This is a genomic window from Streptomyces anandii JCM 4720, assembly GCF_014650655.1.
Taxonomy (GTDB): Bacteria; Actinomycetota; Actinomycetes; order Streptomycetales; family Streptomycetaceae; genus Streptomyces; species Streptomyces anandii.
The window spans coordinates 57,290-80,193 of sequence record NZ_BMVJ01000010.1; the positions used below are offsets into that span (position 1 = coordinate 57,290).

The following is a 22,904-nucleotide window of genomic DNA, read 5'->3' on the forward strand; positions in this document are numbered from 1 at the left end:
GTGAGCCCGAGGCGGAGGACGTGGACGAGGACGACTACGAGTACGCCGAGGGCGGGAGCCGTCGATGACGACTCCGAGGCGGCTGCCCGACCCGTACGGCGGTCCGAGCAGCGGCGCCAACCTCGCGGACATCCTCGAGCGCGTCCTCGACAAGGGCGTCGTGATCGCGGGTGACATCCGCATCAACCTGCTCGACATCGAACTGCTCACCGTCAAACTCCGGCTCGTCGTCGCCTCGGTGGACAAGGCCAAGGAGATGGGCATCGACTGGTGGGAGAGCGACCCGGCGCTCTCCTCCCGCGCCCGGCGCGACGAACTCGCCCGGGAGAACGCCGAGTTGCGCGAGAGGCTGGCGCGACTGGAAGAGCTGGAGCAGGGCAGCGGCCGCAGCGCCGGCCGCAGGCTTCCCAGGGAGGCACCATGACAGGACTGCGGTACGTGTACGCCGTCTGCCGTCCCCTCGAGGCGCCGCTCCAGGCGCAGTTGACCGGGGTGGCGGGCGCCCCGGCCAAACCGCTGGCCCACCACGGCCTGATCGCCGTCGTCAGCGAGGTCCCCGAGCAGGACTTCGCCGAGGAACCCCTGCGCGCCCACCTGGAGGACCTGGACTGGCTGGCCGCCACCGCCCGCGCCCACCAGGGCGTGATCGACGCGCTCACCGTCGTCACCACCCCGCTGCCGCTGCGGCTCGCCACCGTCTTCCGGGACGACAGCGGGGTGCGCAGCATGATCGAGGCCCGTGAGGACCACATCCGCCGGACCCTCGACCGCCTGGAGGGGCGAGTGGAGTGGGGCGTCAAGGTCTACTTCGAGAACGTCGAGAGCGAACGGGCCGGGCAGAGTGCCGAGCCGGCGCCGAGGCCCGCCTCGGGCCGCGACTACCTGCGCCGGCGGCGGCAGGAGAGCAGGGCCCACGAGGACCAGTGGCAGCGGGCGGAGGCCTTCGCCACGGCGCTGCACGGCAAGCTGTCGGCGTTCGCCGAGGACACCCGGCTGCACCCGCCGCAGAACGCGGCGCTCACCGGGGCGGCCGGACGCAACGTGCTCAACGCGGCCTATCTCGTGCCGCGCGCGCACTCCGAGGAGTTCGTGGAACTGGTGGACCGCACGAAGGACGACTCCCCGGGCATGCGCGTCGAACTCACCGGCCCCTGGGCGGCGTACTCCTTCGCCGGCGACACCCCGCCCGAGGAGACGCCCGAGGAGACGCCCGAGGAGACGCCCGACGAGGCACCGGGCGGGGAAGAGGCGGAGGGGCGGGCATGACGGTCGTCGAACGCCGTGAGATCGCGCTGGTCGACCTGCTCGACCGGCTGCTGGCCGGCGGGGTCGTCATCACCGGGGACGTCACCCTGCGCATCGCGGACGTCGACCTCGTCCGCATCGACCTCAACGCCCTGATCAGCTCGGTGAACGCCAATGTGCCGTCCCCCTTCGAGGCCCTAGAGGAGCAGTGAGCCGCCGTGACCGCGCGCAAGCGTCTGGAACTCGAACCCGACACCGTCGAACGCGACCTGGTGAAACTGGTCCTGACGGTGGTGGAACTGCTGCGCCAGCTGATGGAACGGCAGGCGCTGCGCCGCTTCGACGTCGGTGACCTGACCGAGGAGCAGGAGGAGCGCATCGGCCTGACGCTGATGCTGCTCGAGGACCGCATGGCCGAGCTGCGCGACCGTTACGGACTGCGGCCCGAGGACCTCAACCTGGACCTCGGGCCGCTGGGACCGCTGCTTCCCCGGGAGTGAACACCCGGGTCGCCCCCTGATCGAGGGCTCCCGCCGGCCCGCGATCAGACCTGCTTGCGGCAGAGGATTTCGCCGTGCAGGACGGCGAACCAGCCGTCCTCGCGCCGCCCCCACTCCCGCCATGCGGCCGACACCGCCCGCAACCGGTCCCCGGTGGCATGACCGCCCTCGGTGGCCCGCTCGGCGTACGCGGAAGCCAGGGTCCGGTCCGCCCACAGCCCGCTCCACCACGCGCGCTCGTCCTCCGTGGCGTAGGTCCAGGTGGAGGAGGTGGCCGTGACGTCCGTGCAGCCGGCCGCCAGCGCCCAGGAGCGCAGCCTGCGGCCCGCGTCGGGCTCGCCGCCGTTGGCGCGGGCCACCCGCCGGTAGAGATCAAGCCAGTCGTCCAGGCCCGCCACCTCGGGGTACCAGGTCATCGCCGCGTAGTCCGCGTCCCGCACGGCGACGTACCCGCCCGGCCTGGTCACCCGCAGCATCTCGCGCAGCGCCCGCACCGGGTCGCCCACGTGCTGGAGCACCTGGTGGGCGTGGACCACGCAGAACGTGTCGTCCGGGTAGTCCAGGGCGTGCACGTCCGCGACCGCGAAGTCCACGTTGGCCAGCCCGCGCCGGACGGCCGTGGCCCGGGCCTGTTCCAGCACGCCGGGCGCCCGGTCGACGCCGGTGACATGCCCTTCGGGCACCAGCTCGGCCAGGTCCGCGGTGATGGTGCCCGGGCCGCAGCCGATGTCCAGGATCCTCATGTGGGGCTTGAGCGAACCGAGGAGGTAGGCCGCCGAGTTGGCGGCGGTGCGCCAGATGTGCGAACGCAGTACGGACTCGTGGTGGCCGTGCGTGTAGACGGCCGTCTCCCGCGGCTCGGGCATGACTGAACCCCTTCTGTCGTACCGGGACACCCAGGAGGCCTTCGAAACCCCCGGCCGGTGCCCGTCACGGTACGCCGCCGTGCCGAATGATGAGACCCGCGTTTCGCATACTGGACAACGGTCATCAACGAGGCTGATCCACGGGTGGGTTCATCCGGCCGGCAGCGGGCGGTACACCGTCAGCGCCTGCGGCAGCTTCTCCAGCCACAGATCACCTTCCACCTCCATCACCTCGCCGTCGTAGGCGAGCAGGGTGCCGGGCGCGACCCCGGTCAGGTGCAGCCGGCTCACCTGGACGGCGGCGTGCGCGGGGGAGCGCGTCAGCGGCCCCGCGAGCGCGGCGGACAGCAGCCTGAGGGCGGGCCTGCGGCCCCCGTGCACCACGCGCACGTCGAACCGGCCGTCCGCCAGGTCCTGCCTGCGGCCGGGCGCCAGACCCATGCGGTGGTACGTGCCGTTGCCCGCGAACAGCAGCCACAGCGGGCGCCGCCGCCCCCCGAACTCCGCCTCCAGCGGATGGCGGTCGGCGCGCAGCACCCGCACGGCCGCCAGCACCCCGGCCGGCCACCCGCCGATCCGCTCCGACCAGCGCTCGCGCTCGCGCACCAGCTCCGGGTACACGCCGAGGCTGAAGGTGTTGAGGAAGACGCCCCGCCTCCGTCCGGAGACGAAGCGGCCCACGTCCACCCGCACGCCCTCGCCCTGCTCGACGGCGCGGCTCAGATCGCGGGCGTCCTCCACACCGAGGTCGTAGGCGAAGTGGTTGAGGGTGCCGCCGGGCAGCACGGCCAGCGGCAGGCCGCGGCGCAGCGCCACCCCGGCGGCCGTGTTCACCGTGCCGTCGCCGCCGCACACGCCGAGCACCCTCGCATGTCCGGCCGCCCGCTCCAACTCGGCCTCGACGTCCTCCGGTTCGCACTCCACGACCTCGGCCTTCGGCAGCGCGTCACGCAGCGCGCGGGCGCGGTCGGCGCTGCCGGAGGCACTGTTGGCCACCAGCACCAGACCCTCGCCGCCCGGCAGCGCCGGGACGTCGGCGCGAGGCCGGGCCGGCGGCAGGGCCTGGGCCCGGGTGGGCACCAGGGCCCGTACGGCGAACGCGGCGCCCGCGCCCAGGGCCGCGCCCGCCAGCACGTCGCTCGGGAAGTGCACGCCGGTGTAGACGCGGGACAGCGCGACGGAGGCGGCGACCGGGGCCACCGCCGCTCCCCAGGCCGGCGACTCCAGGGCGACCCCGGTCGCGAAGGCGGCCGCGGAGGCAGCGTGACCGGAGGGGAAGGAGGTGGTGATCGGCTGCCGCTTGAGCCGGCGCACCATCGGCACCGGGTCCAGCACCGGCCGCGGGCGGCGCACCGAGCGCTTGCCGAGCGTGTTGATCGTCAGGGAGGCCAGGCTCAGCGAGGCCAGGCCCCGGACCGCGGCACGGCGGGCGCGCGGGGTGCGGCTGGCCGTGATGGCCGCGGCCGCCGCGAACCACAGCACCCCGTGGTTCGCGCTCCGGCTCAGCCGGGGCAGCACGGGCCCGGCGCCCGGCCAGTTCCGCCCGGCCGCGAACTCGAACAACCGGCAGTCCAGGGCGAGCATCCGCTTCAGGGCGCTGTGGGCGCCGGTCTTCGGCACGGTGAGGTCGACGTCTGGGGTCATACAGGCACCGCTACCCTGAAGTGGCCGTTTCTTGTGCGCCTGGACGCGTGCGAGCGGCACCACTCCTCCGTCCGGCCCTCGAACCGGCTCCCACGCCCGGGAAAGCTCCGCATGCGCCTGCTCCTCGTACGCCATGGTCAGACCCCGTCCAACCTGGACGGCCTGCTGGACACCGCGCCGCCGGGCGCGGGGCTCACCGAACTCGGTGAGCGGCAGGCGGCCGCGCTGCCCGAGGCGCTCGCCGACGAGGACATCGAGGCCGTCTACGCCTCGTCCCTGCTGCGCACCCGGCTCACCGCCGCGCCGCTGGCCGCCGCCCGGGGCCTGGACGTGATCGTCCGCGACGGCCTGCGCGAGGTGGCCGCGGGCGAACTGGAGATGGAGCCCGGCGACTCGCCACGCGGACAGCGGTACTTGCGTACGGTGCTGGCCTGGGCCGCCGGGGACACCGCCCTGCGCATGCCGGGCGGCGAGAGCGGGGCTCAGACGCTGGCCCGCCTGGACGCGGTCGTCGCCGAGGCGGCGGACAGCGGGGCCCGGACCGTCGTCATGGTCGGCCACGGCGCGGCCGTCCGCCTGTGGACCGCCGCCCGCGCCCACAACCTCGACGCGGACTTCGCCGCCGTCCACTCCCTGCGCAACACCGGCGTGGTGATCCTTGAGGGCTCGCCGGCGGACGGCTGGAAGGCCCTGTCCTGGGCGGGCGCGCTGGTGTCGCCCGCCGGGGAGAGCGGCCCGACCGGACGCCCCGTACCGGAGGAGTAGGACCCGCCGCCCGGCGCGGGGACTGTCCCGGCCGGGATAAGGGTTTGCCGTGCCGTCCGGGCCGCACGCAGAATGCGTGTTCATGGGACATCTGGAGGCCGCGCACCTGGAGTACTACCTTCCCGACGGGAGGGCGCTGCTCGGCGACGTCTCCTTCCGGGTGGGGGAGGGCGCCACGGTGGCCCTCGTCGGGCCGAACGGCGCCGGCAAGACCACCCTGCTGCGCCTGATCTCCGGTGAGCTCAAGCCGCACGGCGGCACCGTGACCGTCAGCGGCGGCCTCGGCGTGATGCGCCAGTTCGTCGGCTCCGTACGGGACGAGACGACCGTACGGGATCTTCTCGTCTCCGTCGCCCCGCCCCGTATCCGCGAGGCGGCCGAGGCGGTCGACAAGGCGGAGCACGCCATCATGACCGTCGACGACGAAGCCGCCCAGCTCGCCTACGCTCAGGCCCTCGCCGACTGGGCGGAGGCCCGCGGCTACGAGGCCGAGACCCTGTGGGACATGTGCACCACCGCAGCCCTCGGCGTGCCCTACGACAAGGCGCAGTGGCGGCAGGTGCGCACCCTGTCCGGCGGCGAGCAGAAGCGGCTGGTGCTGGAGGCGCTGCTGCGCGGCACCGACGAGGTCCTGCTGCTGGACGAGCCGGACAACTACCTCGACGTGCCCGGCAAGCGCTGGCTGGAGGAGCGGCTGCGGGAGACGCGCAAGACGGTCCTGTTCGTCTCCCACGACCGCGAACTCCTCGCCCGCGCCGCCGAGAAGATCGCCTCCGTCGAACCCGGGCCCGGCGGCGCCGACGCCTGGGTGCACGGCGGCGGCTTCGCCACCTATCACGAGGCCAGGCGCGAACGCTTCGCCCGCTTCGAGGAGTTGCGCCGGCGCTGGGACGAGAAGCACGCCCAGCTGAGGAAGCTGGTGCTGAGTCTGCGTCAGGCGGCCACCATCAGCCACGAGTTGGCCTCCCGGTACCAGGCCGCGCAGACCAGGCTGCGCAAGTTCGAGGAGGCGGGGCCGCCCCCGGAGCCGCCGCGCGAGCAGGACATCCGCATGCGCCTGAAGGGCGGCCGTACCGGCGTCCGCGCGGTCACCTGCGCGAACCTGGAGCTGACCGGCCTGATGAAACCCTTCGACCTGGAGGTCTTCTACGGCGAGCGGGTCGCCGTCCTCGGCTCCAACGGCTCGGGCAAGTCCCACTTCCTGCGGCTGCTGGCCGGCGAGGACGTGGCGCACACCGGGCAGTGGAAGCTCGGCGCACGCGTGGTCCCCGGGCACTTCGCGCAGACCCACGCCCACCCCGAGCTGCGGGGCCGCACCCTGTTGGACATCCTGTGGGAGGAGCACGCGCAGGACCGCGGCGCCGCGATGTCGCGGCTGCGCCGCTACGAGCTGACCGGCCAGGCCGAGCAGGCCTTCGACCGCCTCTCCGGCGGCCAGCAGGCCCGCTTCCAGATCCTCCTGCTGGAACTGGCGGGCGCCACCGCCCTCCTCCTGGACGAGCCGACCGACAACCTCGACCTGGAGTCGGCCGAGGCGCTCCAGGAGGGCCTGGAGTCCTTCGAGGGCACCGTCCTCGCCGTCACCCACGACCGCTGGTTCGCGCGCTCCTTCGACCGCTACCTGGTCTTCGGCGCGGACGGCCGGATCCGGGAGACCCCGGAACCGGTCTGGGACGAACGCCGGGTCGAACGCGCCCGGTGACGGCAGGGCGGGCCACCGCCCGCCCTGCGCCGGCCCGCGTCGGGCGGCGCCGCGTCGGACCGTGCCGGGCCCCGCCGCGTCGGGCGTGCCGCGTCGGGCGGTTACTTCCAGCGGAGGACCGCGCCCAGGCCGCCCGTCGGCGTGTCCTCGCCCGAGCGGTCCGCCCGGCCGACCTGGCCAGGGGCGCCGGGCTCCCCGGGCTCCCCGGGATCGGTCGCGGGGGCCAGGGACAGCGCGGTGGCGTCCGTGGTGACCGCGGAGCGGATCAGGGCGTCGTCGGCGCGGGCCGACCAGGAGTGCTGCTCGCCGAGGATCTTCAGCTCCGTACGGCGCACCGCCAGCTGGTCCGGGTCCTCGCCGATCCAGACCTCGCGGTGGTTGTCCGGCCCGTCCGGGGTGATCAGCAGCTCCTCGAGCCGGTGCTCACGGGCCGCCTCGACCAGCGCGGGCACGCCCTCCACGGCACCCGCACGGCCCTCGTCGTCGGGGGCGCGGGCGGCCCGGAACCGGTCCAGCTCCGCCGCCACGCGCTGCCGCACGTGCTCGTCGCGGATCCGCTCCACGTCCTCGTCCAGCAGCCTGCTGCCGCTGCCGTGGGAGGACTCGGCGACCCGGCCCCGCAGCCGCTTGGGCAGCCGGTTGCACACCTCGTGCCGCTCCCGGTCGTCACCGACCATGATCAGCAGATCGGCCCCGCTCTCCTCCTGGCACACGCTGAGCGCGTCCGCGATCTCGGCCGCGTTGTGCTCCCAGGTGTTCTCCACCTTCAGCTGGAAGTGCCGCTCCGACCAGTCGACGCTGCTGGTGCGGTGCACCGGCCACTGCCGGCCCACCACGGTGCCGGCCCTCTCCCGGCCCAGCGCGCTGCGCAGCTCGAAGTCCGCGCCCTTGCGGTCCACGTACGCCACGATCGCCACCGGGTCCTCGCCCGCCAGCTCCAGCAGCGGCGCGACCCGGGGCAGCGGCGCCCACTCGGCCCAGCTGCCGCCCTGCGGCGGACGCGCCAGCGGCGGATCCAGGACGACCGTGCCGCCCCGCGCGAACAGGGCCCGGCCGTGCGGGTCGGGGGAGTGGCGCAGGTCCTCGATCGCCGCCTCCACCGCACGGCAGGTGGGCTCGTCCGCGCCCTGCCGGGACAGCTCGCGGCCCATCGCCTGAGCCGTGAGGTGCAGCTCGTGCGCGGTGTCCTCCGTGCGCCGGGAGGTGTCGACGTACACGGAGGCCCAGGGGCCCGGGTGTTCGTACAGTGGATTCAGAAAGGCGAGATCCATGGCGTCCCTCCCGGATGCCGTTCGGTGGCAGTGCTCGCCGGGCGGGTACCCGGACCGCATGAACGAACACGACGAGCGGGGCAACACCATGACCGGAGTCGACCCGGGCCGGCTGGACGACCAGCAGCTGATGAAGGAGCTGGAGACGATCCACCGCACGCGTCACGACACGCTGCTGTACGGCTCGAACGACGCGCTGCGGGCCCACAACGAGCGCATGGCCCAGCTCGAGGGCGAATATCTGCGCCGGAACCCGCGGCGCACGGTCGCCGCGAGCCGCACCCGCGAAGGGGCCCGGGAACGCGGATGCGGGGAGTCGGCGACTCCCCGCACCTGAACCGGATCGCGGACCGTCCGCTGAACCGGATCGTGTCCGCCGGTGCGCTTCCTGCGGCGTGCCGGCGGGCTCCGCCCGCCCGGACCGGCCGGGTGGTCCCCGCACCGGCCGGGCGGTCCCGCACCGGCTAGGCGGTCTCCTGCGCGAACACGTCCAGGAACGTCTCGCAGAACGCCTTCAGGTCGTCCGGCTTGCGGCTGGTGACCAGCTTGTTCGGGCCGTGGTCGCAGATCTTCACCTGTTCGTCCACCCAGGTGCCGCCCGCGTTGCCGATGTCCGTGCGCAGGCTCGGCCACGAGGTCAGCACCCGGTCCCGTACGACACCGGCCTCGACCAGCGTCCACGGCGCGTGACAGATCGCGGCCACCGGGCGGCCCTGCTCGAAGAAGTCCTTGACGAAGGCCACGGCCTTCTCGTCCATCCGCAGGAAGTCCGGGTTGGCCACGCCGCCCGGCAGGACGAGGGCGTCGAAGGAGTCGGCGGAGGTGTCCCCGACGACCGCGTCGACGGGGAACGTGTCCGCCTTGTCCAGGTGGTTGAACGCCTGGATCTCTCCCGGCTTCGTCGAGACGAGCACGGTCTCGTGACCGGCGTCCTTCGCCGCCTTCCAGGGCTCGGTGAGCTCGACCTGCTCGACGCCCTCGGGTGCGGTCAGAAATGCGATGCGCATGATGGTTCCACGTCCTTTCACCGCGCGCCCACGGGCTCCTCGGCCCGGGCGCGCTCCTTGCCGGTCCTCTTCGCGGGCGCGGCTTCGCCCGCCTTCCTCGCCCTGGCCGCCCGCAGGCAGCGCAGCAGCTCCTCGCCGTACGGCAGCAGCACACAACCGCCGATCGCCGCGGCCACACCCGCGAGGTAGCCCGGCGACAGCGGCCGCCGTCGCCGCACCAGGCGCCAGGCGTGCCTGTCGCCGCGGCCACCGCGCAGCAGGGACCTCACCTGGTCGGAGTGCAGGCACATCAGCGACGCCAGCGCGGCGAACGGCAACGACTCCAGGAAGCTGTGGATGTGCTGTTCGAGGGGCCTCACCTCCCGGTCGCTGTCCACGGCCGTGCGCACGTCCCACAGCGCGGTCGCCTCGTGCAAGGCGGCGCCGCCCAACTGCACGGCGAGGAGCAGCGGGTTGACCTCGTATCGCAGGGTGAGCGCGATCGGCAGTCCGACCTCGGCCATCATCAGCGAGTGGATCAGGGACTCCTTGGTGCCCGCGGTGTCCTCGATCCGGGTGCGCCGGTGCATCGCCCAGTCGGCGAGACCGGGTACGAACCAGCCCGGCAGAAGCCCGTAGAGGAGGTAGCGGGTGGTGACGTCGCCGACGTCCACGCGGGCGCCGGCCGGCACTAGGTGGCGCGGTGGCACGGCACCGGATGTCGTCACGTCCCTGACCGAGTCAGCCATCGGTTCCAGGCCCTTCCTGCCGTCCTGTGAGTGGGGGGTACCGCGGTCGTGCACGGCAACGACGGCCGCAGTACCCCCGGACGCCGGGCCCATGCGGCCTACGCGCGGTCCTCCCGCGCGGGCCGTTCGGTGCGGGTCAGCTCCTTCGCCAGTTCCTGCACGTTGGCGTACTGCGCCTTGCGCGGCAGCCGCTCCAGCGCCTCGACCAGCGCGTCGGGCGCGTTCTTGCGGCGCAATATCCGGATCAGCTCGGCCGGGCCCGCCGGGAAGGCGCTGCGTCCCAGGATCCTGGCCAGCTCCAGGCGCACGGTCTCCAGGGACGCCCGGGACCCACCCGGTGCCACCGGTCCGCCCCAGACCTCCGGGTCGTCCTCGGCGGTCGGCTCCGGGTCGTGCCACTCCTCGCTGCGCGTGGGATGGCCGGACCTGAGCAGGCCCTGCAGTTCGTGCTTCATCTCGTCGTCACGGTGGACACTCAGCCGGTCACTGCCTCGCTGCATGTCTCCCTCCAGATCGTCGGGGCTGGCCACCGCGTACCCGTGCAGCCACACCCGACACGGCCTTTCCCGGCGACACCGGCCGCGTCCCGCCGGGCCCCGCGCCCGCCGGTTTCTTGACGAAGCCGGGTGTTTGCCCGACGGGGCCGGGGGCAGGCGCAGACTCAGTGCTTCGGACCGGAGGCACGTCCGTGGGAGCGGCGCCCTCGCGCCGCCGCCCGTCGTGGCCGTCCGGATCGCGCCCGCGCCCCCACGGTGACCGTCGTCCACCCCAGAGCACTCTCAGAGGCTGCGAGGCACCATGCGAACCCGAGTGAGCGCAAGGCACCACCCGCACGACGACGCCCCCGACACCGCCGAGGCCTTCCGCAGGCTCGGCGCCCTCCCGGCCGGTCCCCGGCGCGACGCGCTGCGCGACGAGATCGTCGAGGCCTGGCTGCCCATGGCCGAGCGGCTCGCCGGCCGCTTCCGCAGCCGCGGCGAGAGCTTCGAGGACCTGCGCCAGGTCGCGGCCCTCGGCCTGGTCAAGGCGGTCGACCGCTACGACCCCGAGCGCGGCAACGCCTTCGAGAGCTACGCCGTCCCGACCATCACCGGCGAGATCAAGCGGCACTTCCGCGACCACATGTGGACGCTGCACGTGCCGCGCCGGGTCCAGGACCTGCGCAACCGGGTCCGCTTCGCCCGCCAGGACCTCACCCAGACCACGCCGGGCCGGCAGCCCACCGTGGCCGAGATCGCCGAGCACGCCGGGATGAGCGAGGAGGACGTCCGCGTGGGGCTCGAGGCGCTGGAGAGCTTCACCGCGCTCTCCCTCGACGCCGAACTGCCCGGCAGCGAGGACGGCTACTCGCTCAGCGACTCCCTCGGCTCGGCCGACCCCGCGCTGGACACCGTCGTGGACCGCGAGGCCGTCAGGCCCCGGCTGGCCGCGCTGCCCGAGCGCGAGCGGGCCATCCTCTACATGCGCTTCTTCGGGGACATGACGCAGAGCCGGATCGCCGAGCAGCTGGGCATCTCGCAGATGCACGTCTCCCGGCTGATCAGCCGGTGCTGCGCCCGGCTGCGCGAACAGGTCATGCGGGACGGGACCTGAGCCGGCCGCCCGCGCGGGTGAGCGTCCGCGGGCGTCACCCGATAGGCCGTTGGTGTCCCGCTAATGGGGCTCGGCCGCGCGCGGCGCGTGGCGCGAGCGGATGTGATGGCTGCGGAAGGCACGGACGTCGTGCCTTCGGCCGTCGTAGGTCCGAGGAGCCCCGCTCATGCGCCGTACCACTCCCAGTGCCCTGTCCGCCGTTCTCCTGGCCGGCCTCATAGCGGGCTCCGCCGCCCCGGCCGCCGCGGCGCTCCAGGGCTCCCGCCCGCCGGCGTCCACCGCCCTCGCGACCGGCGCCCGGCAGGACGACCCTCCCGACGACCCCTCCGACGACCCGGTCCTGCTGGACGCGCTGGCCCACGACCCCGCCCGCCACCAGTCCGTCCCGGACCTCCCCGGCGACTCCACGCCGTACAGCGGCGTCACGCCGTACGGCAGCGCCACGCCGTACAGCGCCACGCCGTACAGTGCCGCGTCGGCCGGCCCGGCGCGCACGCCCACCGACGCGCCGTCGCACGACCCCGCCCACGACGCCTCCCGTGCCCCGTCCCTCGCCGCCGCGCCGACCGACCCCGGCCGCGACCAGGACCCCACACGGGGTCCCTCGCGCACCCCCGGCCGCGACCAGGACGCGGCGGCGCCGTCCCGCGCGGGATCGTTCCCGTCCGCCGTGCAGGCCGGCCAGGGAGGTTCCTTCACCGCGTCGCTGCCCGCGCTGATCGGCGGCGGCACCCTGATCGCCGCCGCCCTGGGTCTGGCCGCGCACCGCACCTGGCGCCGCCGGAGGACCAACGGCTGAGCGGGGTGATCCACCGAGCGGCCATGGGGCGCCGTCGCGTTGGGTACCCGGAGCCCGTACGGCCCGAAGGCGCACCCGCGGACCCACCGTCCCGCGTGGGACGCCCCGGCACCACACGGCACACCAGCGACGGGTCGGAGGCACAGATGCGGCGAACGGACCCCGGGGACTCGGCGGATCCGGCGGATCCGGCAGGCCTCGAGGGCCGGGCGGAGCCCGGTGGGCACGGTCCCGTCCGGTACGGGCCCTCGGCGCTGCCCGAGGACGGGCTGCCCGTGCTGCCCGAACTGGCCGCCGTCCTCGCCGCGGCCGCGGGGAGGAGCCGGCACCGGGCCATCGGCGGGGGGACGGATCTGCTGGACGCGTCCTGTGGCTACTGGATGCGGCGCGGGCTGCCCACCTGGCCCGACCACGTGGCGGCCGCGCCCGGGGCGCCCGCCCTGCTGCTCGCGCTGACCGCCGCGCTCGGCGGCGACGTCCTGGTGCCCCGGCCCTGCGCCGCCTGGTGGGCACCGTACGCGCGGCTGCTGGGCAGACCCGCCTTCCCCGTGGCGACCCCGGCCGAGTGCGGGGGCGTACCCGATCCCTACGCCCTGCTGGAGACCGTCCGCCGGGTCCGCGCCGAGGGCGGCGACCCGCGCCTGCTCGTGCTCTCCGTCGCCGACGACCCCACGGCGACCGTCGCCCCGCCCGAGGTGCTGCACGAGACCGTCGAGGCCGCCGACGGCGAAGGACTGCACCTGGTCAGCGACGAGACCTGGCGCGACACCGTGCACGCACCGCACGAGACGGTCCTGCTCAGCCCCGCCGAGATGCTGCCCGACCGGGTCACCGTGGTCAGCGACCTGGCCGGCGCGTTCCTGCCGGCCGGCTGGCCCGCCGCGATCGCCCGCTTCCCCGCCGGATCCACCGGCCGGGCCCTGCACGCGCGCGTGCTCGACGTCCTCACCGCGCTGGACGCCCGCATCGCCGAGCCCATCGCCGTCGCCGCCGCCTACGCCCTCGACGAACCCGGCCCCGTCACCGAGCGGCTGACCGCCTCCGTGCGCCTGCACGCGCGCCTGGCGCACGCCGCGCACGCCGCCGTCGTCGCCGCGGGTGCCCTCGCCCTGCCCCCGCAGGCGGGCCGCCACCTCTACGCCGACCTCGGCCCGCTGCGCCCCGCGCTCGCCGCCCAGGACGTGTCCGACGCCCAGGAGTTGGAGGACTTCCTCGGCACCCGCCTCGGCGTGCCCGCGCCCGGCGGCCACCGCTTCGGCGACGACCTCGGCGCCCTGCGCGTACGGCTGTCCACCGCCGAACTCCTCGGTGACACGCAGGAGGAGCGCACGGAATGTCTCGTGTCCCCCGAGCCGTTGGAACTGCCACACGTGCAACGCGCGTTGATCTCCTTGAGGTCGGTCTTCGACGATCTCCGCGACGACGCTCAGCGATGGGAGCCTCCTCGATGACGCAGCAGTCCGAGTCGACAACGTCCACGATCACGACCACCGCGGCCACGACCACCACCGGAATCCAGGCGGCCGACACCCCGTCGGCCTCCGCCTCCGCCGCCCTCGCGTCCCCGCCCCCGACCGCCCCGCCGCTCGCCGAGCCCCGGCCGCTGGGAGAGCGGCGGATGTGGCCCCGCGCCTTCCACGATCGGCTCACCGCCCCGCTGCCCGGCCTGAAGGCCCTCGCCAGATTCGCCCGCGAGGGCGCCGTACGACCGGGGCGGGAAGGCCTCGCCGACATCCCGCTGCTGCCCTGCGAACCCGGCCCGCTGCCCCGCGTGGACGCCCGTACCCTCGCCGTCACCTGGGCGGGACACGCCAGTTGGGTCGTCAGCATCGGCGGGCTCACCGTGCTGACCGACCCGGTGTGGTCCCGCCGCATCATCGGAACCCCCGCCCGCATCACCCCGGTCGGCGTCCCCTGGAGCAGCCTGCCGCCCGTCGACGCGGTCGTCATCAGCCACAACCACTACGACCACCTGGACGCCCCCACCCTGCGCCGACTCCCGCGCGACACCCCGGTGTTCGTGCCGGCGGGGCTCGGCCGCTGGTTCAGGCGCCGCCGGTTCAGCCGCGTCACGGAGCTGGACTGGTGGGAGGCTGCCGAACTGTCCGGCGTCCGCTTCGACTTCGTGCCGGCCCACCACTGGTCCAAGCGCACCCTCACCGACACCTGCCGCAGCCTGTGGGGCGGCTGGGTGCTCACCGCCCCCGACGGGCAGCGCCTCTACTTCGCCGGCGACACCGGATACGGCCACTGGTTCTCCCGCATCGGCGCCCGCTACCCCGGTATCGACCTCGCGCTGCTGCCCATCGGCGCCTACGACCCCCGCTGGTGGCTCAGCGACGTCCACTGCGACCCCGAGGAAGCCGTCCGTGCCGCCCAGGACGTCGGCGCCCGCCGCATGGCCCCCATGCACTGGGGCACCTTCGTGCTCTCCGCCGAACCGGTCCTGGAACCCCTCACCCGCGTCAGAGCCGCCTGGGAGAAGGCGTCCCTGCCCCGCGAGGACCTCTGGGACCTCCCCGTCGGCGCGTCACGCATCCTGAGCTGACGCTTGGTCAGTTCGGGCGTTCGGCCGGTGACACGGCCCGGCGGGCGCGGCGCCACAGGCTCGGGGCCGCGCCCACCGCCACCGTCAGGAGGATCGCCGCGAGCACGCCCTCCCACGGCTCGGGGAAGAGCGAGCCGCCGAGGATGCCGATCAGCTGGTACGTCAGCGCCCAGGCCAGGCACGCCGGGAGGTTGCCGCGGGAGAAGCGCCGCAGCGGCCACTCGGCCAGCAGGCAGGCCAGCATCACCGGTATCCGCCCGGCCGGCACCAGCCGGGACAGCACCAGCACCGCCACCCCGTGATCGGCGAGCTTGTCCTGGGCCTGCTCCAGCCGGTCCCGCGGCGCCCGCGAGCGGATCGCCTCCAGCCAGCGGGAGCCGTTCTTCGACTTGAGCCCGCGCCGCCCCAGCCAGTACAGCGCCGCGTCCCCGAGGAACGCGGCCAGCGAGGCGGTCACGAACACCAGCGCCAGCGAGAACGGCGCCGTCTGATGCACCGCCACCACGGCCGCCGAGCTGACCAGCGCCCCGGTCGGCACCACCGGCACCAGCGCGCCGATCAGTACCAGCAGGAACAGCGACGGATACCCGAGCGCCTGCTGGGTCGCCTCCGTCGGCACCACCGAGGTCACGGCGGCGGCGAGCCGTATCACCGGGCGACCTCCAGGCGCACGCTCTCACCGTGCGCGAGCCGGTGCACCGCCACCCGGGGCGCACGGCGCGCGGCCAGGCGCACGAACTCCTCACCCGGCGCGTGGAACTCGTGGGGGCGCACGGCGTCCATGCCGATCGGCCAGTACGTGCCGTAGTGCACCGGCACCGCGCTGCGGGGCGCGAGCTCGGCCAGCGCCTGCGCCGCCCGCCCCGCGTCCAGGTGCCCCTCGCCGAGGTGCGGGCCCCAGCCCCCCACCGGCAGCAGTGCCACGTCCACCGGCCCGACCTCCTCGGCCATCGTCTCGAACAGGCCGGTGTCCCCGGCGAAGTACGTACGCGCCTGCCCCTCGACCACGTAGCCGAGCGCGGGGACCCGGTGCGGTCCGAGCGGCAGCCGCCGCCCGTCGTGCCGTGCGGGCACCGCCCGCACCGCCACCCCGCCGACCTCCACCCGGTCCCCGGCCGTGACCTCGGTGATCCGCAGCCGCCCGAGCCGGCGCAGCGCCGGTACCGCCCGGGGTGCGCCCCGGGGCACCAGCAGGCGCGTGCCCGGGGCGAGCGCCGCCAGGGAGGGCATGTGCAGATGGTCGGCGTGCAGATGGGAGACCAGCACCACGTCCGCGCGCCGGGCCGCGGCCGGGGGCAGCGCGCCGCGCCGGCGGCGCAGATGCGCGAGCCGGCGGGCGAACAGGGGATCGGTGAGCACGCGTACGTCCGAGTCCTCGACCGTGCAGGTGGCGTGCCCCCACCAGGTGATCTCCACCGGCACTCCTTTGCCTCCTTCGCGCGACTCCCCCCGAGCCTACGTGCAGGAGTAGGGTCGGCGGCGAAAAGCCGGAGGTGAGGGGGACCCCATGGGAGAAGTGCGGGACACCGCCTCCGGCGCGGCCGCCGGACGGGGCGTCCGGGTCACGGCGATCGCCAGCCTGACGCCCCTGGAGGAACTCAACGACGACCCCTTCCTCGTCGACTCCCGCAGCCAGCACGCGATGTGCGCCCGCTGGGCCGCCGAGCACGGCTACGTCGTCGCCCGCGAACTCCTCGTCGGCGGGCTGCGCGCCGACCACTGCGCCCTGTGGGACGGGGTGCGGCCCGGCGTCGACCTGTTCGTCGCGCCCAGCCGCCGGGTGCTGGAGCGGGCGATGGCCTCCGTGGAGGAGTTCACCGCCGAGTGCGCCCGGCGAGGGGTGCGGGTGGAGACCGTGGGCCAGGCCGAGCCGTCGTACGACGCCCAGATGAAGGCGCACGTCCACCGGCGCCTGTCGATGCCGACCGCCGGCTACGACGGGCGCTAGCGACCGTCGGCGGCCCCCCGTCCCACGCCCCGGGGCCCGCTGAAGCGGTGTGACAAGCTGGAGCCGGCCCGGTGGGACGAGCGGGCGGGACGTGAGGGGTGTGCGGGGTGCGGGACGGGTGGTGGCGGCGGGCCGCCAGTCAGGTCGGCCGGAGCGTCGCCGTGTGGGCGGTGTCCACGGTCACCATGCTGGTCCTCGCCGGGATCCTCCCGGACTTCCAGCTCCAGTCGCCCGACGGCGACAGCGCCACGACCATAGCCATGACCGCGGCGCTCGGCGCCGGAGCCTTCGGCGTGCTGTCGGCGGTCGTGTGGCCGCTGCTCGTACGGCTGCTGCTGCTCGTGCCCGCGCTCGTGCTCGGCCTGCTGGTGTTCTTCCTCAACGGCTCGCTGCTCCTGCTCGCCCTGCGCGTCAACCCCTCTGGGCAGCCCGAGGCGGCCCCCGAGACCGCCGTCATCGTGGCCGCCGTCATGTCCGCGGTGGCCTCCGCCACCGGCGGCGCGCTCGCCGTCCGCGACGACGAGGCCTACCGGCGCCGGCTGCACCGGCTCGCGGTCCGCCGCCGCAGACGGCTGCCGCCGTGCTCGTCCGCGCCCGGAACCGTCGTCGTACAGCTCGACGGCGTCGGCCACGACGTGCTGCGCGACGCGATGGACAAGGGCCTGATGCCGACCGCCGCCCGCTGGCTCGGCGCCCCGCCAGGACAGGCGCCCTCCCACCGGCTCACCCCCTGGCGCACCGACTGGTCCAGCCAGACCGGCGCCAGCCAGCTCGGCATCCTGCACGGCTCCAACCACGACGTCCCCGCCTTCCGCTGGTACGAGAAGGACACCGGCGAGGTCATGGTCTGCAACCGCCCGGCCGGCGCCGTCGAGCTGCAGCGCCGCGCCGTCGAGCGCACCGGCGACGGCGGGCTGCTGACCGCCGACGGAGCCAGCCGCGGCAACCTGTTCAGCGGCGGCGCCGGCGAACTCGCCCTGGTCCTGTCCGTCTCCGCGCGCCGCGACCGCGCGAACCGCTCCCGCGCGGGCTACTTCGCCTACTTCTCCGACCCCGCCAACGCCGTCCGCACCGCGCTGTCCTTCGTCGCCGACGCCGGCCGCGAGATCGGCCAGTCCCTGCGCGCCCGCGCCCGCGGCCAGCGCCCGCGCGTCTCGCGCGGCGGCCTGTACCCCCTCGTGCGCGCCTTCGCCACCGTCGTCGAGCGGGACGTCGTCGTCGCCGCGGTCATCGGCGACCTGCTCGCCGGCCGCACCGCCGTCTACGCCGACCTGGTCGCCTACGACGAGGTGGCCCACCACTCCGGCCCGCGCAGCCGGGACACGGAGCAGGTGCTGCGCCGCCTCGACCGCGCGCTGGCGCTGATCGAGAGGGTCGCCGAGCACGCTCCGCGCCCCTACCGGATCGTCGTCCTTTCCGACCACGGGCAGAGCCCCGGCGAGACCTTCCGCGCCCGCTACGGCCTGACCCTCGCCGACCTGGTGCGCGCGGGCTGCGGACTTCCCGTGCCGCGCCGGGCCGAGCGCACTCGCAGCGGCGCCGAGGCGCGGGCCGCCGTACGGGCCGCGCTGCGCCGCCCGGTCGAGGAGCGCGGCGGGCGCCACCGGCCGTCCCGGGACTCCGAACCGGTGGTGCTGGCCTCGGGGAACCTGGGTCTGATCTCCTTCCCGGACGTCCCGCACCGCATGAGCCGCGAGGAGATCGACGCCCGCCACCCGGCCCTGCTGCCCACCCTCGCCAACCACCCCGGCGTCGGCTTCCTGCTGGTGCGCAGCGAGGAGCACGGCGGAGTGGTGCTCGGCGCGCGCGGCACGGAGGTACCCCTGGACCGCCTGGAGACCGAGCCGGGACCGCTCGCCGCGTTCGGCCCCGGCTCGGCCGCCGCCGTCCGGCGCACCCACTCCTTCCCGCACACCGCCGACATCATGGTCAACTCCTTCCACGACCCGGCCGACGGCGAAGTCCTCGCCTTCGAGGAGCAGATCGGCTCCCACGGCGGCCTCGGCGGCGACCAGGGCCGGCCCTTCCTGCTGTCGCCGCTCGCCTTCTCCCCGCCCGTGGACGAGGGCGGGGAGATCGTCGGCGCCGAGCAGATCCACCGGGTCCTGCGCCGCTGGCTGGACGAGGCCGCGGGGTCGCAGGTCCCCCTCGCCGCGCGGCAGGCGCCATGTCACGAACCGGCGGAGCAGGTGGAGCAGGTGGAGCAGGTGGAGCAGGTGGAGCAGGTGGAGCCGGTGGGGGACGGGCCCGGGGAGCGGGCCGCCTGACCAGTGGGTCAGTAGTGCGGCCAGAACCCCGAGCGGACCCTGCCGAAGTCGCTCATCGCCATGATCGCGGGCGCCATCGCGCCCCCGGCCTGGGGCATGTCGCTGAACGACACCCGGGCGTCCAGCGTCCCCGTGAGGGTGATCAGCTTCTGCAGGGTGACCTGGTCGTCCCGGAACTCCTTGGCGGGCAGCCGGCTGTGGGCGGCCCGCAGCACCTGGATGTGGTGCGCGAGCCGCTTGGTCGCCGCGTCCCGGTCGCGGTCGTAGAGGTCGTCCAGCGCCTGGAAGGTGACCTCGCTGGTCCACAGGCCCACCGCGTGCACGGTCACCGTCTCCTCGGGCAGCGTCCAGCCGGTGCCCAGGTCCAGCTCGTGCCGGTGCGCCTCACGCGTGAGGGTGTCGACGTACTGCACGGTCGCCCCGCCGATCCCCGGCACCTCGTGGCCCGGGGGCACGGAGAGTTCCAGGACGATCCAGTACGTCTCCTCGAAGGCGAGGTCGGGCGCGAAGATACGGATGCCCTTGTCCTCGGTGATGAGGTCGGGCAGGGCCTCGGCGCCGTAGTCCTGCCGGGCCCGCTCGGCCGCCCGGCCCGCCTCGCGCAGCACCGCGGCCCTGGCCCGGGGGTCGGTGACCAGGTCGTGGCCGTACAGGTGCCGGATCTCCACCTCCGGGGCGATGTCCAGCTTGAGCTGGATGTCGATGGCGGCCAGGTGGTCGCGCCGGCCGAGGTCGGCGAGCAGGTCCGCGCCCACCTGCTCGGGCCGGGTCACGAACGTGGAGTGCCCGCCGGAGAGTCCGGCCAGCGCGGCCAGTTCGGGCATCCGCGCGTCGGAGCCGAAGCCGAAGCACGACACGGTGAGGTCGCCGCGGAGCTTGGCCGCGATGTTCGTGCGGATCCTGATCCAGTCCCGTTCGCCGGACGTCGGGTCGCCGTCGGAGAACAGGTACAGGCAGTTGACGGTGCGGCCGCCGACGGCGTTGCGGGCGATCTCGTCGATGCCGTACTGCACACCGAGGTTGATGTCGGTGCCGCCGCCGGCTCTGAGCCGGCCCACCACCTGGGCGAACCGCTCGGCCGGCAGGTCCTGTCTGGCGGTGGCCGCCAGCACCGTGCGGACGTGGTGGTCGAAGGTGATGATGCCCAGGCAGTCCGCGGGGCGCAGCCGGTCGTAGAGGCCCTGGAGCGCGGCCTTGACGCAGTCGAGCTTCTCGCCGTGCATCGAGCCGCTGGTGTCCACGACGAACACGAAGTTGACGGGGAGCGGTTCGCCGGGCGCGTCCCCGGGGTGCGCCTCGCCCGCCTTGAGTGTGATCTCCAGGAAGTGGGTGGTCGCCTCGTCGGCCCTGAAGTCCCCCTGTGCGGCGGCCAGTCCGTGACTGACGCCGATCGCCCGGCCGGGCGGGGGACCGGGCACCTGGTCGGTGCGTGCGGCGACGAAGTCGTCGAAGCGGATCTGCTCCTGACCGATGATCACGCCCTGCTCGATGAGGTCGCGCACCCCGAGCGGGGAGCGGGTGCCGAAGGCGCTGTTGCGGCGGATGAACAGGCCGTCGTGGGGGAGGGGTTCGCCGGTACGGCGGAGGAAGGGAGGACGGCGTCCGGCCGAGTCGTCGTGGCCGACGCGGACCTTGCGGCGCAGCGGGGCTCCGCCGCGGGTGCTCAGGAAGTCGGGGACGTCCAGGTCGTCGAGGTCTTCGCTCATCGACTGGCGGGTCCTGAGACGCTCGGTCTGGAACGGGCGACTAGCCAGCACGTCATCGGCACCCGCTCTCGCCGCGGGAGGCGGGCCGGCCGGGTCGGCGGAGGCGGGCACGGGCCCCTCGTCGTCGCCGTCGTCCAACCCCAGCCACCGCCCCCGGTGGGAGGCGGACAGGCGGTGGGAGACGGACGAGTGGTCGCGGTCCGTACCGCCCCCCCGGCGCAGCTCCCAAGGGCGCGGCCGCTGGTCGAACACCGACCGGATCTCCCGGTCGGCCCACAGCCACTCCCACAGCAGTGCGTCCGGGCTGTCCGGGGCGGGCGGTGTGACGTCCGGGTGGACCACGGCCGTCAGCGGCCAGGGGCTGCGCGCGACGGACCGCAGGGCCTCCACCCAGTCAGCGGCGTTCCGCCCGAGCACGGGCCCGGGCGTCAGGCCCAGACTGTCCGCGAACCCCCGGCACCGCGCCGCGCGCCTCGCCTCCGCCCGCGGGTCCGCGTTCGCGTCGCCGTCCTCCTGCGGCAGGTCCACCACCAGCAGGGCCCGGCCCTCGACGGGCGTCGCCGGCGATGCGTAGAGCCGTAAGGCGACTCCGTGGCGCAGCAGCTCCCACAGTGCACCGCCGGGCCGGGGCTCCGTCCGCTGCCTCTGCCGCCCGGGGTGCACCAGGATCACGGCGTCCGGATGCCGCGCGAGCAGCGCCCGAACGGCGTCGGCCGAGTGCGCCACGGGTTCCACGGCCCGCAGCCCACCACGCCCCGCGGCGAACAATGCCTCCCGCACGGAGCCGTCCGCTCGACCGGGGCCACCTGGGCCACCGGCACCGCCCGCCCCGGCGCCCGGCCCGCCCGCCCCCGGCCCGCCGGGCGGCGAGCCCGCGCCGACGGCACCGCCCGCCCCGCCGGGCGAGCCCGCGCCCGCTCCGGGCGAGCCCGCTCCGGGGTCGCCCGCTGTCGGCGGGGTCGTGGGCGCCTCCTCCGCCGGTACGTCGGCCCCGGCCGCAGGCCCCGGCCCGCCGGGCGGCGTGCCCGGGCCCGGGCCGGGCGTGTCAGCGCCACCGGGCGCGCCTGCGTGTGTGTCCGGGGCGATGAAGACGATGGCTTCGCGGTCAGTCCGCATGGGCGTTCTCCGTGGTAGGGGTGGGCAGCGGACACATGGACTCCAGGCGGGTGCGGGTGCGCAGCCCCTCACCGAACATGCCCTCGGCTCGCAACTGGCGCAGCCACGCGTCGAGTTCGCCGTTCAGTCCGGTGCTGTCCTCGGACAGCCGCGCGGCCTGGTCGCGCTGGACCTGCCCGTTGGCGAGCAGCAGCAGCTCGATCTTGAGTGCGATGACGTACGGGTCGCGGGCGTCGAGCTTGAGCGCCTCCTCGACATAGCCGGACGCCACGTCGAGGTTGGGCCGCGCCAGCGCTATGCGGGCCTTCCAGTACCAGTAGGCCGTGGAGTCCCGCGCCGGGCGGGCCCCCTCCAGCGCGCGTTCGGCCTGCTCGGGCTCCCCGCTCTCCACGTGCCGGCGCACCGCCGCGAGCGAGCGTTCGCCGTCCGGGCGGCCCCCGCTCCCGGCGCGGGCCGTCGGCCCGGTGAGCGCGCGCACCGCGATGAACGCCACGGCGAGCAGGAAGAAGAGGATCATGCCCACGAGCACGAGGAACTGCTGGACGCCCCTGCTCTCGGCGAGCGTGGCGAAGATCCCGAGGATCGCGACGGCGAAGGCGAGCACGACGACGGCCCCGAACAGGACGGTCGCCTGTGCCGACGTCAGGGTCCTGAACATCCGCCGGCGGATGATGTCGCGCACGAGGTCCCGGTAGAGCAGGTACAGGACGCCGAGAGCGACCCCACCAAATCCCGCTATTCCCCCGAGGACTTGGAAGAGTTCGACCATGGAACGGAGCGTAGGGCCTCGCCGGGCCGCCCGGCAGGCGATTCGCGCAGCCCGCCCGGCAGGTCGCGGCCCGTTCGTTGGGTGCGGACGGCCGGGATGTGATCGGATGGTGACCACGGAACCCCGGCAACGGGACCCTAGGCGAAAGGTATGGAACAAACCGTGGCAACCACGCGCACCGCTCACACCGTCTGGGAAGGCAACCTGCTCGAGGGCAACGGCGTCGTCACCTTCGACTCCTCCGGCATCGGCCAGCAGCCGGTGTCGTGGCCGTCGCGCGCCGAGCAGGCGAACGGGAAGACCAGCCCCGAGGAACTGATCGCCGCCGCCCACTCCAGCTGCTTCTCGATGGCGCTGTCGCACGGCCTGGCCGGCGCCGGCACCCCGCCCACCAAGCTCGAGACGAAGGCCGACGTCACCTTCCAGCCGG

At 74.6% G+C, this 22,904-nt stretch carries 24 protein-coding genes; 14 read left to right on the forward strand and 10 right to left on the reverse strand.

Annotated features, from left to right (window positions below):
- Positions 1 to 64 precede the first annotated feature (64 nt).
- Genes IE249_RS19220 through IE249_RS19235 form a run of 4 tightly spaced genes read left to right on the forward strand, consistent with a single transcriptional unit; the run spans position 65 to position 1,745 of the window.
- Positions 65 to 424 (forward strand): gas vesicle protein, encoded by a 360-nt coding sequence (locus IE249_RS19220; protein ID WP_189706108.1) that lies wholly within the window; start codon positions 65 to 67, stop codon positions 422 to 424.
- Entirely contained in the window at positions 421 to 1,266 is an 846-nt protein-coding gene (locus IE249_RS19225) for a GvpL/GvpF family gas vesicle protein (protein ID WP_189706110.1), read from the forward strand. The genes IE249_RS19220 and IE249_RS19225 overlap by 4 nt, the downstream gene beginning before the upstream one ends.
- Positions 1,263 to 1,457 carry a gas vesicle protein gene (locus IE249_RS19230; RefSeq protein WP_189706111.1) on the forward strand — a complete coding sequence of 65 codons (195 nt, stop codon included), beginning with the start codon at positions 1,263 to 1,265 and terminating at the stop codon, positions 1,455 to 1,457. Before IE249_RS19225 ends, IE249_RS19230 begins: the two co-directional genes overlap by 4 nt.
- Positions 1,458 to 1,463: 6 nt before the next feature.
- Entirely contained in the window at positions 1,464 to 1,745 is a 282-nt protein-coding gene (locus IE249_RS19235; protein ID WP_189706113.1) for a gas vesicle protein K, read from the forward strand.
- 44 nt (positions 1,746 to 1,789) lie between these two features.
- Here the strand turns inward: IE249_RS19235 and IE249_RS19240 are convergent, their stop codons facing one another.
- Positions 1,790 to 2,611 carry a class I SAM-dependent methyltransferase gene (locus IE249_RS19240; protein ID WP_189706115.1) on the reverse strand — a complete coding sequence of 274 codons (822 nt, stop codon included), beginning with the start codon at positions 2,609 to 2,611 and terminating at the stop codon, positions 1,790 to 1,792.
- Positions 2,612 to 2,761: 150 nt separating this feature from the next.
- Positions 2,762 to 4,255, reverse strand: coding sequence for a bifunctional phosphatase PAP2/diacylglycerol kinase family protein (locus IE249_RS19245; RefSeq protein ID WP_189706117.1), 1,494 nt, complete (start codon positions 4,253 to 4,255; stop codon positions 2,762 to 2,764).
- Positions 4,256 to 4,366: 111 nt separating this feature from the next.
- Here IE249_RS19245 and IE249_RS19250 point away from each other — a divergent pair, with 111 nt between their 5' ends.
- Both IE249_RS19250 and IE249_RS19255 read left to right on the forward strand, forming a co-directional pair.
- Positions 4,367 to 5,020: a histidine phosphatase family protein gene (locus IE249_RS19250; RefSeq protein WP_189706119.1), complete on the forward strand. Its 654-nt coding sequence runs from the start codon at positions 4,367 to 4,369 to the stop codon at positions 5,018 to 5,020.
- 82 nt (positions 5,021 to 5,102) lie between these two features.
- Positions 5,103 to 6,722 (forward strand): ABC-F family ATP-binding cassette domain-containing protein, encoded by a 1,620-nt coding sequence (locus IE249_RS19255; protein WP_189706121.1) that lies wholly within the window; start codon positions 5,103 to 5,105, stop codon positions 6,720 to 6,722.
- Between the two features lie 101 nt (positions 6,723 to 6,823).
- Here IE249_RS19255 and IE249_RS19260 read toward each other — a convergent pair whose 3' ends face one another.
- On the reverse strand, positions 6,824 to 7,993 hold the full coding sequence (locus IE249_RS19260) for a baeRF2 domain-containing protein (protein WP_189706122.1): 1,170 nt from the start codon (positions 7,991 to 7,993) through the stop codon (positions 6,824 to 6,826).
- Positions 7,994 to 8,051: 58 nt separating this feature from the next.
- Between IE249_RS19260 and IE249_RS19265 the strand changes: the two genes are divergently transcribed.
- Positions 8,052 to 8,330: a DUF6158 family protein gene (locus IE249_RS19265; RefSeq protein ID WP_189706124.1), complete on the forward strand. Its 279-nt coding sequence runs from the start codon at positions 8,052 to 8,054 to the stop codon at positions 8,328 to 8,330.
- 127 nt (positions 8,331 to 8,457) lie between these two features.
- On the opposite strand, the gene IE249_RS19270 is transcribed toward IE249_RS19265, so the two are convergent.
- The 3 genes from IE249_RS19270 to IE249_RS19280 form a co-directional block, all read right to left on the reverse strand.
- Complete coding sequence (locus IE249_RS19270) at positions 8,458 to 9,000, reverse strand: type 1 glutamine amidotransferase domain-containing protein (protein WP_189706126.1); 543 nt, start codon at positions 8,998 to 9,000, stop codon at positions 8,458 to 8,460.
- A gap of 17 nt (positions 9,001 to 9,017) precedes the next feature.
- A complete protein-coding gene (locus IE249_RS19275) occupies positions 9,018 to 9,707 on the reverse strand; it encodes a diguanylate cyclase (RefSeq protein WP_229858825.1) in 690 nt (229 codons plus the stop codon).
- A 119-nt stretch (positions 9,708 to 9,826) separates the two neighbouring features.
- Complete coding sequence (locus tag IE249_RS19280) at positions 9,827 to 10,228, reverse strand: DUF2795 domain-containing protein (protein WP_189706128.1); 402 nt, start codon at positions 10,226 to 10,228, stop codon at positions 9,827 to 9,829.
- 298 nt (positions 10,229 to 10,526) lie between these two features.
- Here IE249_RS19280 and IE249_RS19285 point away from each other — a divergent pair, with 298 nt between their 5' ends.
- The 4 genes from IE249_RS19285 (at position 10,527) to IE249_RS19300 (ending at position 14,668) form a co-directional block, all read left to right on the forward strand.
- Positions 10,527 to 11,321 (forward strand): RNA polymerase sigma factor SigF, encoded by a 795-nt coding sequence (locus tag IE249_RS19285; RefSeq protein ID WP_189706130.1) that lies wholly within the window; start codon positions 10,527 to 10,529, stop codon positions 11,319 to 11,321.
- 166 nt (positions 11,322 to 11,487) lie between these two features.
- The gene (locus IE249_RS19290; protein WP_189706132.1) at positions 11,488 to 12,120 is read left to right on the forward strand and encodes a hypothetical protein; all 633 of its coding nucleotides are present in this window, start codon (positions 11,488 to 11,490) and stop codon (positions 12,118 to 12,120) included.
- Positions 12,121 to 12,266: 146 nt separating this feature from the next.
- A complete protein-coding gene (locus IE249_RS19295) occupies positions 12,267 to 13,571 on the forward strand; it encodes an aminotransferase class I/II-fold pyridoxal phosphate-dependent enzyme (RefSeq protein ID WP_189706134.1) in 1,305 nt (434 codons plus the stop codon).
- Positions 13,568 to 14,668 (forward strand): MBL fold metallo-hydrolase, encoded by a 1,101-nt coding sequence (locus tag IE249_RS19300; protein ID WP_189706136.1) that lies wholly within the window; start codon positions 13,568 to 13,570, stop codon positions 14,666 to 14,668. The genes IE249_RS19295 and IE249_RS19300 overlap by 4 nt, the downstream gene beginning before the upstream one ends.
- A 7-nt stretch (positions 14,669 to 14,675) precedes the next feature.
- Here IE249_RS19300 and IE249_RS19305 read toward each other — a convergent pair whose 3' ends face one another.
- Complete coding sequence (locus tag IE249_RS19305) at positions 14,676 to 15,320, reverse strand: DedA family protein (RefSeq protein WP_189706138.1); 645 nt, start codon at positions 15,318 to 15,320, stop codon at positions 14,676 to 14,678.
- On the reverse strand, positions 15,317 to 16,090 hold the full coding sequence (locus tag IE249_RS19310) for an MBL fold metallo-hydrolase (protein ID WP_189706140.1): 774 nt from the start codon (positions 16,088 to 16,090) through the stop codon (positions 15,317 to 15,319). Before IE249_RS19310 ends, IE249_RS19305 begins: the two co-directional genes overlap by 4 nt.
- An 85-nt stretch (positions 16,091 to 16,175) precedes the next feature.
- On the opposite strand from IE249_RS19310, the gene IE249_RS19315 reads away from it, so the two are divergent.
- Both IE249_RS19315 and IE249_RS19320 read left to right on the forward strand, forming a co-directional pair.
- Positions 16,176 to 16,616: a hypothetical protein gene (locus IE249_RS19315; RefSeq protein ID WP_189706142.1), complete on the forward strand. Its 441-nt coding sequence runs from the start codon at positions 16,176 to 16,178 to the stop codon at positions 16,614 to 16,616.
- Positions 16,617 to 16,777: 161 nt separating this feature from the next.
- Positions 16,778 to 18,883 (forward strand): phage holin family protein, encoded by a 2,106-nt coding sequence (locus IE249_RS19320; RefSeq protein ID WP_189706449.1) that lies wholly within the window; start codon positions 16,778 to 16,780, stop codon positions 18,881 to 18,883.
- A gap of 8 nt (positions 18,884 to 18,891) precedes the next feature.
- Here the strand turns inward: IE249_RS19320 and IE249_RS19325 are convergent, their stop codons facing one another.
- Positions 18,892 to 21,369 carry a VWA domain-containing protein gene (locus IE249_RS19325; protein WP_189706144.1) on the reverse strand — a complete coding sequence of 826 codons (2,478 nt, stop codon included), beginning with the start codon at positions 21,367 to 21,369 and terminating at the stop codon, positions 18,892 to 18,894.
- 325 nt (positions 21,370 to 21,694) lie between these two features.
- The gene (locus IE249_RS19330; protein ID WP_229858829.1) at positions 21,695 to 22,474 is read right to left on the reverse strand and encodes a hypothetical protein; all 780 of its coding nucleotides are present in this window, start codon (positions 22,472 to 22,474) and stop codon (positions 21,695 to 21,697) included.
- A gap of 162 nt (positions 22,475 to 22,636) precedes the next feature.
- Between IE249_RS19330 and IE249_RS37825 the strand changes: the two genes are divergently transcribed.
- Positions 22,637 to 22,904, forward strand: a 268-nt coding sequence (locus IE249_RS37825; RefSeq protein ID WP_229858831.1) for an OsmC family peroxiredoxin, incomplete at its 3' end; no start/stop codon positions are given.

Bases quoted from the DNA above. Each gene is read 5' to 3' on its own strand.
- IE249_RS19300 (WP_189706136.1), top strand. From the start codon at position 13,568: ATGACGCAGCAGTCCGAGTCGACAACGTCCACGATCACGACCACCGCG.
- IE249_RS19250 (WP_189706119.1), top strand. From the start codon at position 4,367: ATGCGCCTGCTCCTCGTACGCCATGGTCAGACCCCGTCCAACCTGGAC.
- IE249_RS19260 (WP_189706122.1), bottom strand. From the start codon at position 7,993: ATGGATCTCGCCTTTCTGAATCCACTGTACGAACACCCGGGCCCCTGG.
- IE249_RS19220 (WP_189706108.1), top strand. From the start codon at position 65: ATGACGACTCCGAGGCGGCTGCCCGACCCGTACGGCGGTCCGAGCAGC.
- IE249_RS19230 (WP_189706111.1), top strand. From the start codon at position 1,263: ATGACGGTCGTCGAACGCCGTGAGATCGCGCTGGTCGACCTGCTCGAC.
- IE249_RS19315 (WP_189706142.1), top strand. From the start codon at position 16,176: ATGGGAGAAGTGCGGGACACCGCCTCCGGCGCGGCCGCCGGACGGGGC.
- IE249_RS19295 (WP_189706134.1), top strand. From the start codon at position 12,267: ATGCGGCGAACGGACCCCGGGGACTCGGCGGATCCGGCGGATCCGGCA.
- IE249_RS19330 (WP_229858829.1), bottom strand. From the start codon at position 22,474: ATGGTCGAACTCTTCCAAGTCCTCGGGGGAATAGCGGGATTTGGTGGG.
- IE249_RS19285 (WP_189706130.1), top strand. From the start codon at position 10,527: ATGCGAACCCGAGTGAGCGCAAGGCACCACCCGCACGACGACGCCCCC.
- IE249_RS19240 (WP_189706115.1), bottom strand. From the start codon at position 2,611: ATGCCCGAGCCGCGGGAGACGGCCGTCTACACGCACGGCCACCACGAG.
- IE249_RS19225 (WP_189706110.1), top strand. From the start codon at position 421: ATGACAGGACTGCGGTACGTGTACGCCGTCTGCCGTCCCCTCGAGGCG.
- IE249_RS19245 (WP_189706117.1), bottom strand. From the start codon at position 4,255: ATGACCCCAGACGTCGACCTCACCGTGCCGAAGACCGGCGCCCACAGC.
- IE249_RS19265 (WP_189706124.1), top strand. From the start codon at position 8,052: ATGAACGAACACGACGAGCGGGGCAACACCATGACCGGAGTCGACCCG.
- IE249_RS19270 (WP_189706126.1), bottom strand. From the start codon at position 9,000: ATGCGCATCGCATTTCTGACCGCACCCGAGGGCGTCGAGCAGGTCGAG.
- IE249_RS19290 (WP_189706132.1), top strand. From the start codon at position 11,488: ATGCGCCGTACCACTCCCAGTGCCCTGTCCGCCGTTCTCCTGGCCGGC.
- IE249_RS19280 (WP_189706128.1), bottom strand. From the start codon at position 10,228: ATGCAGCGAGGCAGTGACCGGCTGAGTGTCCACCGTGACGACGAGATG.
- IE249_RS19255 (WP_189706121.1), top strand. From the start codon at position 5,103: ATGGGACATCTGGAGGCCGCGCACCTGGAGTACTACCTTCCCGACGGG.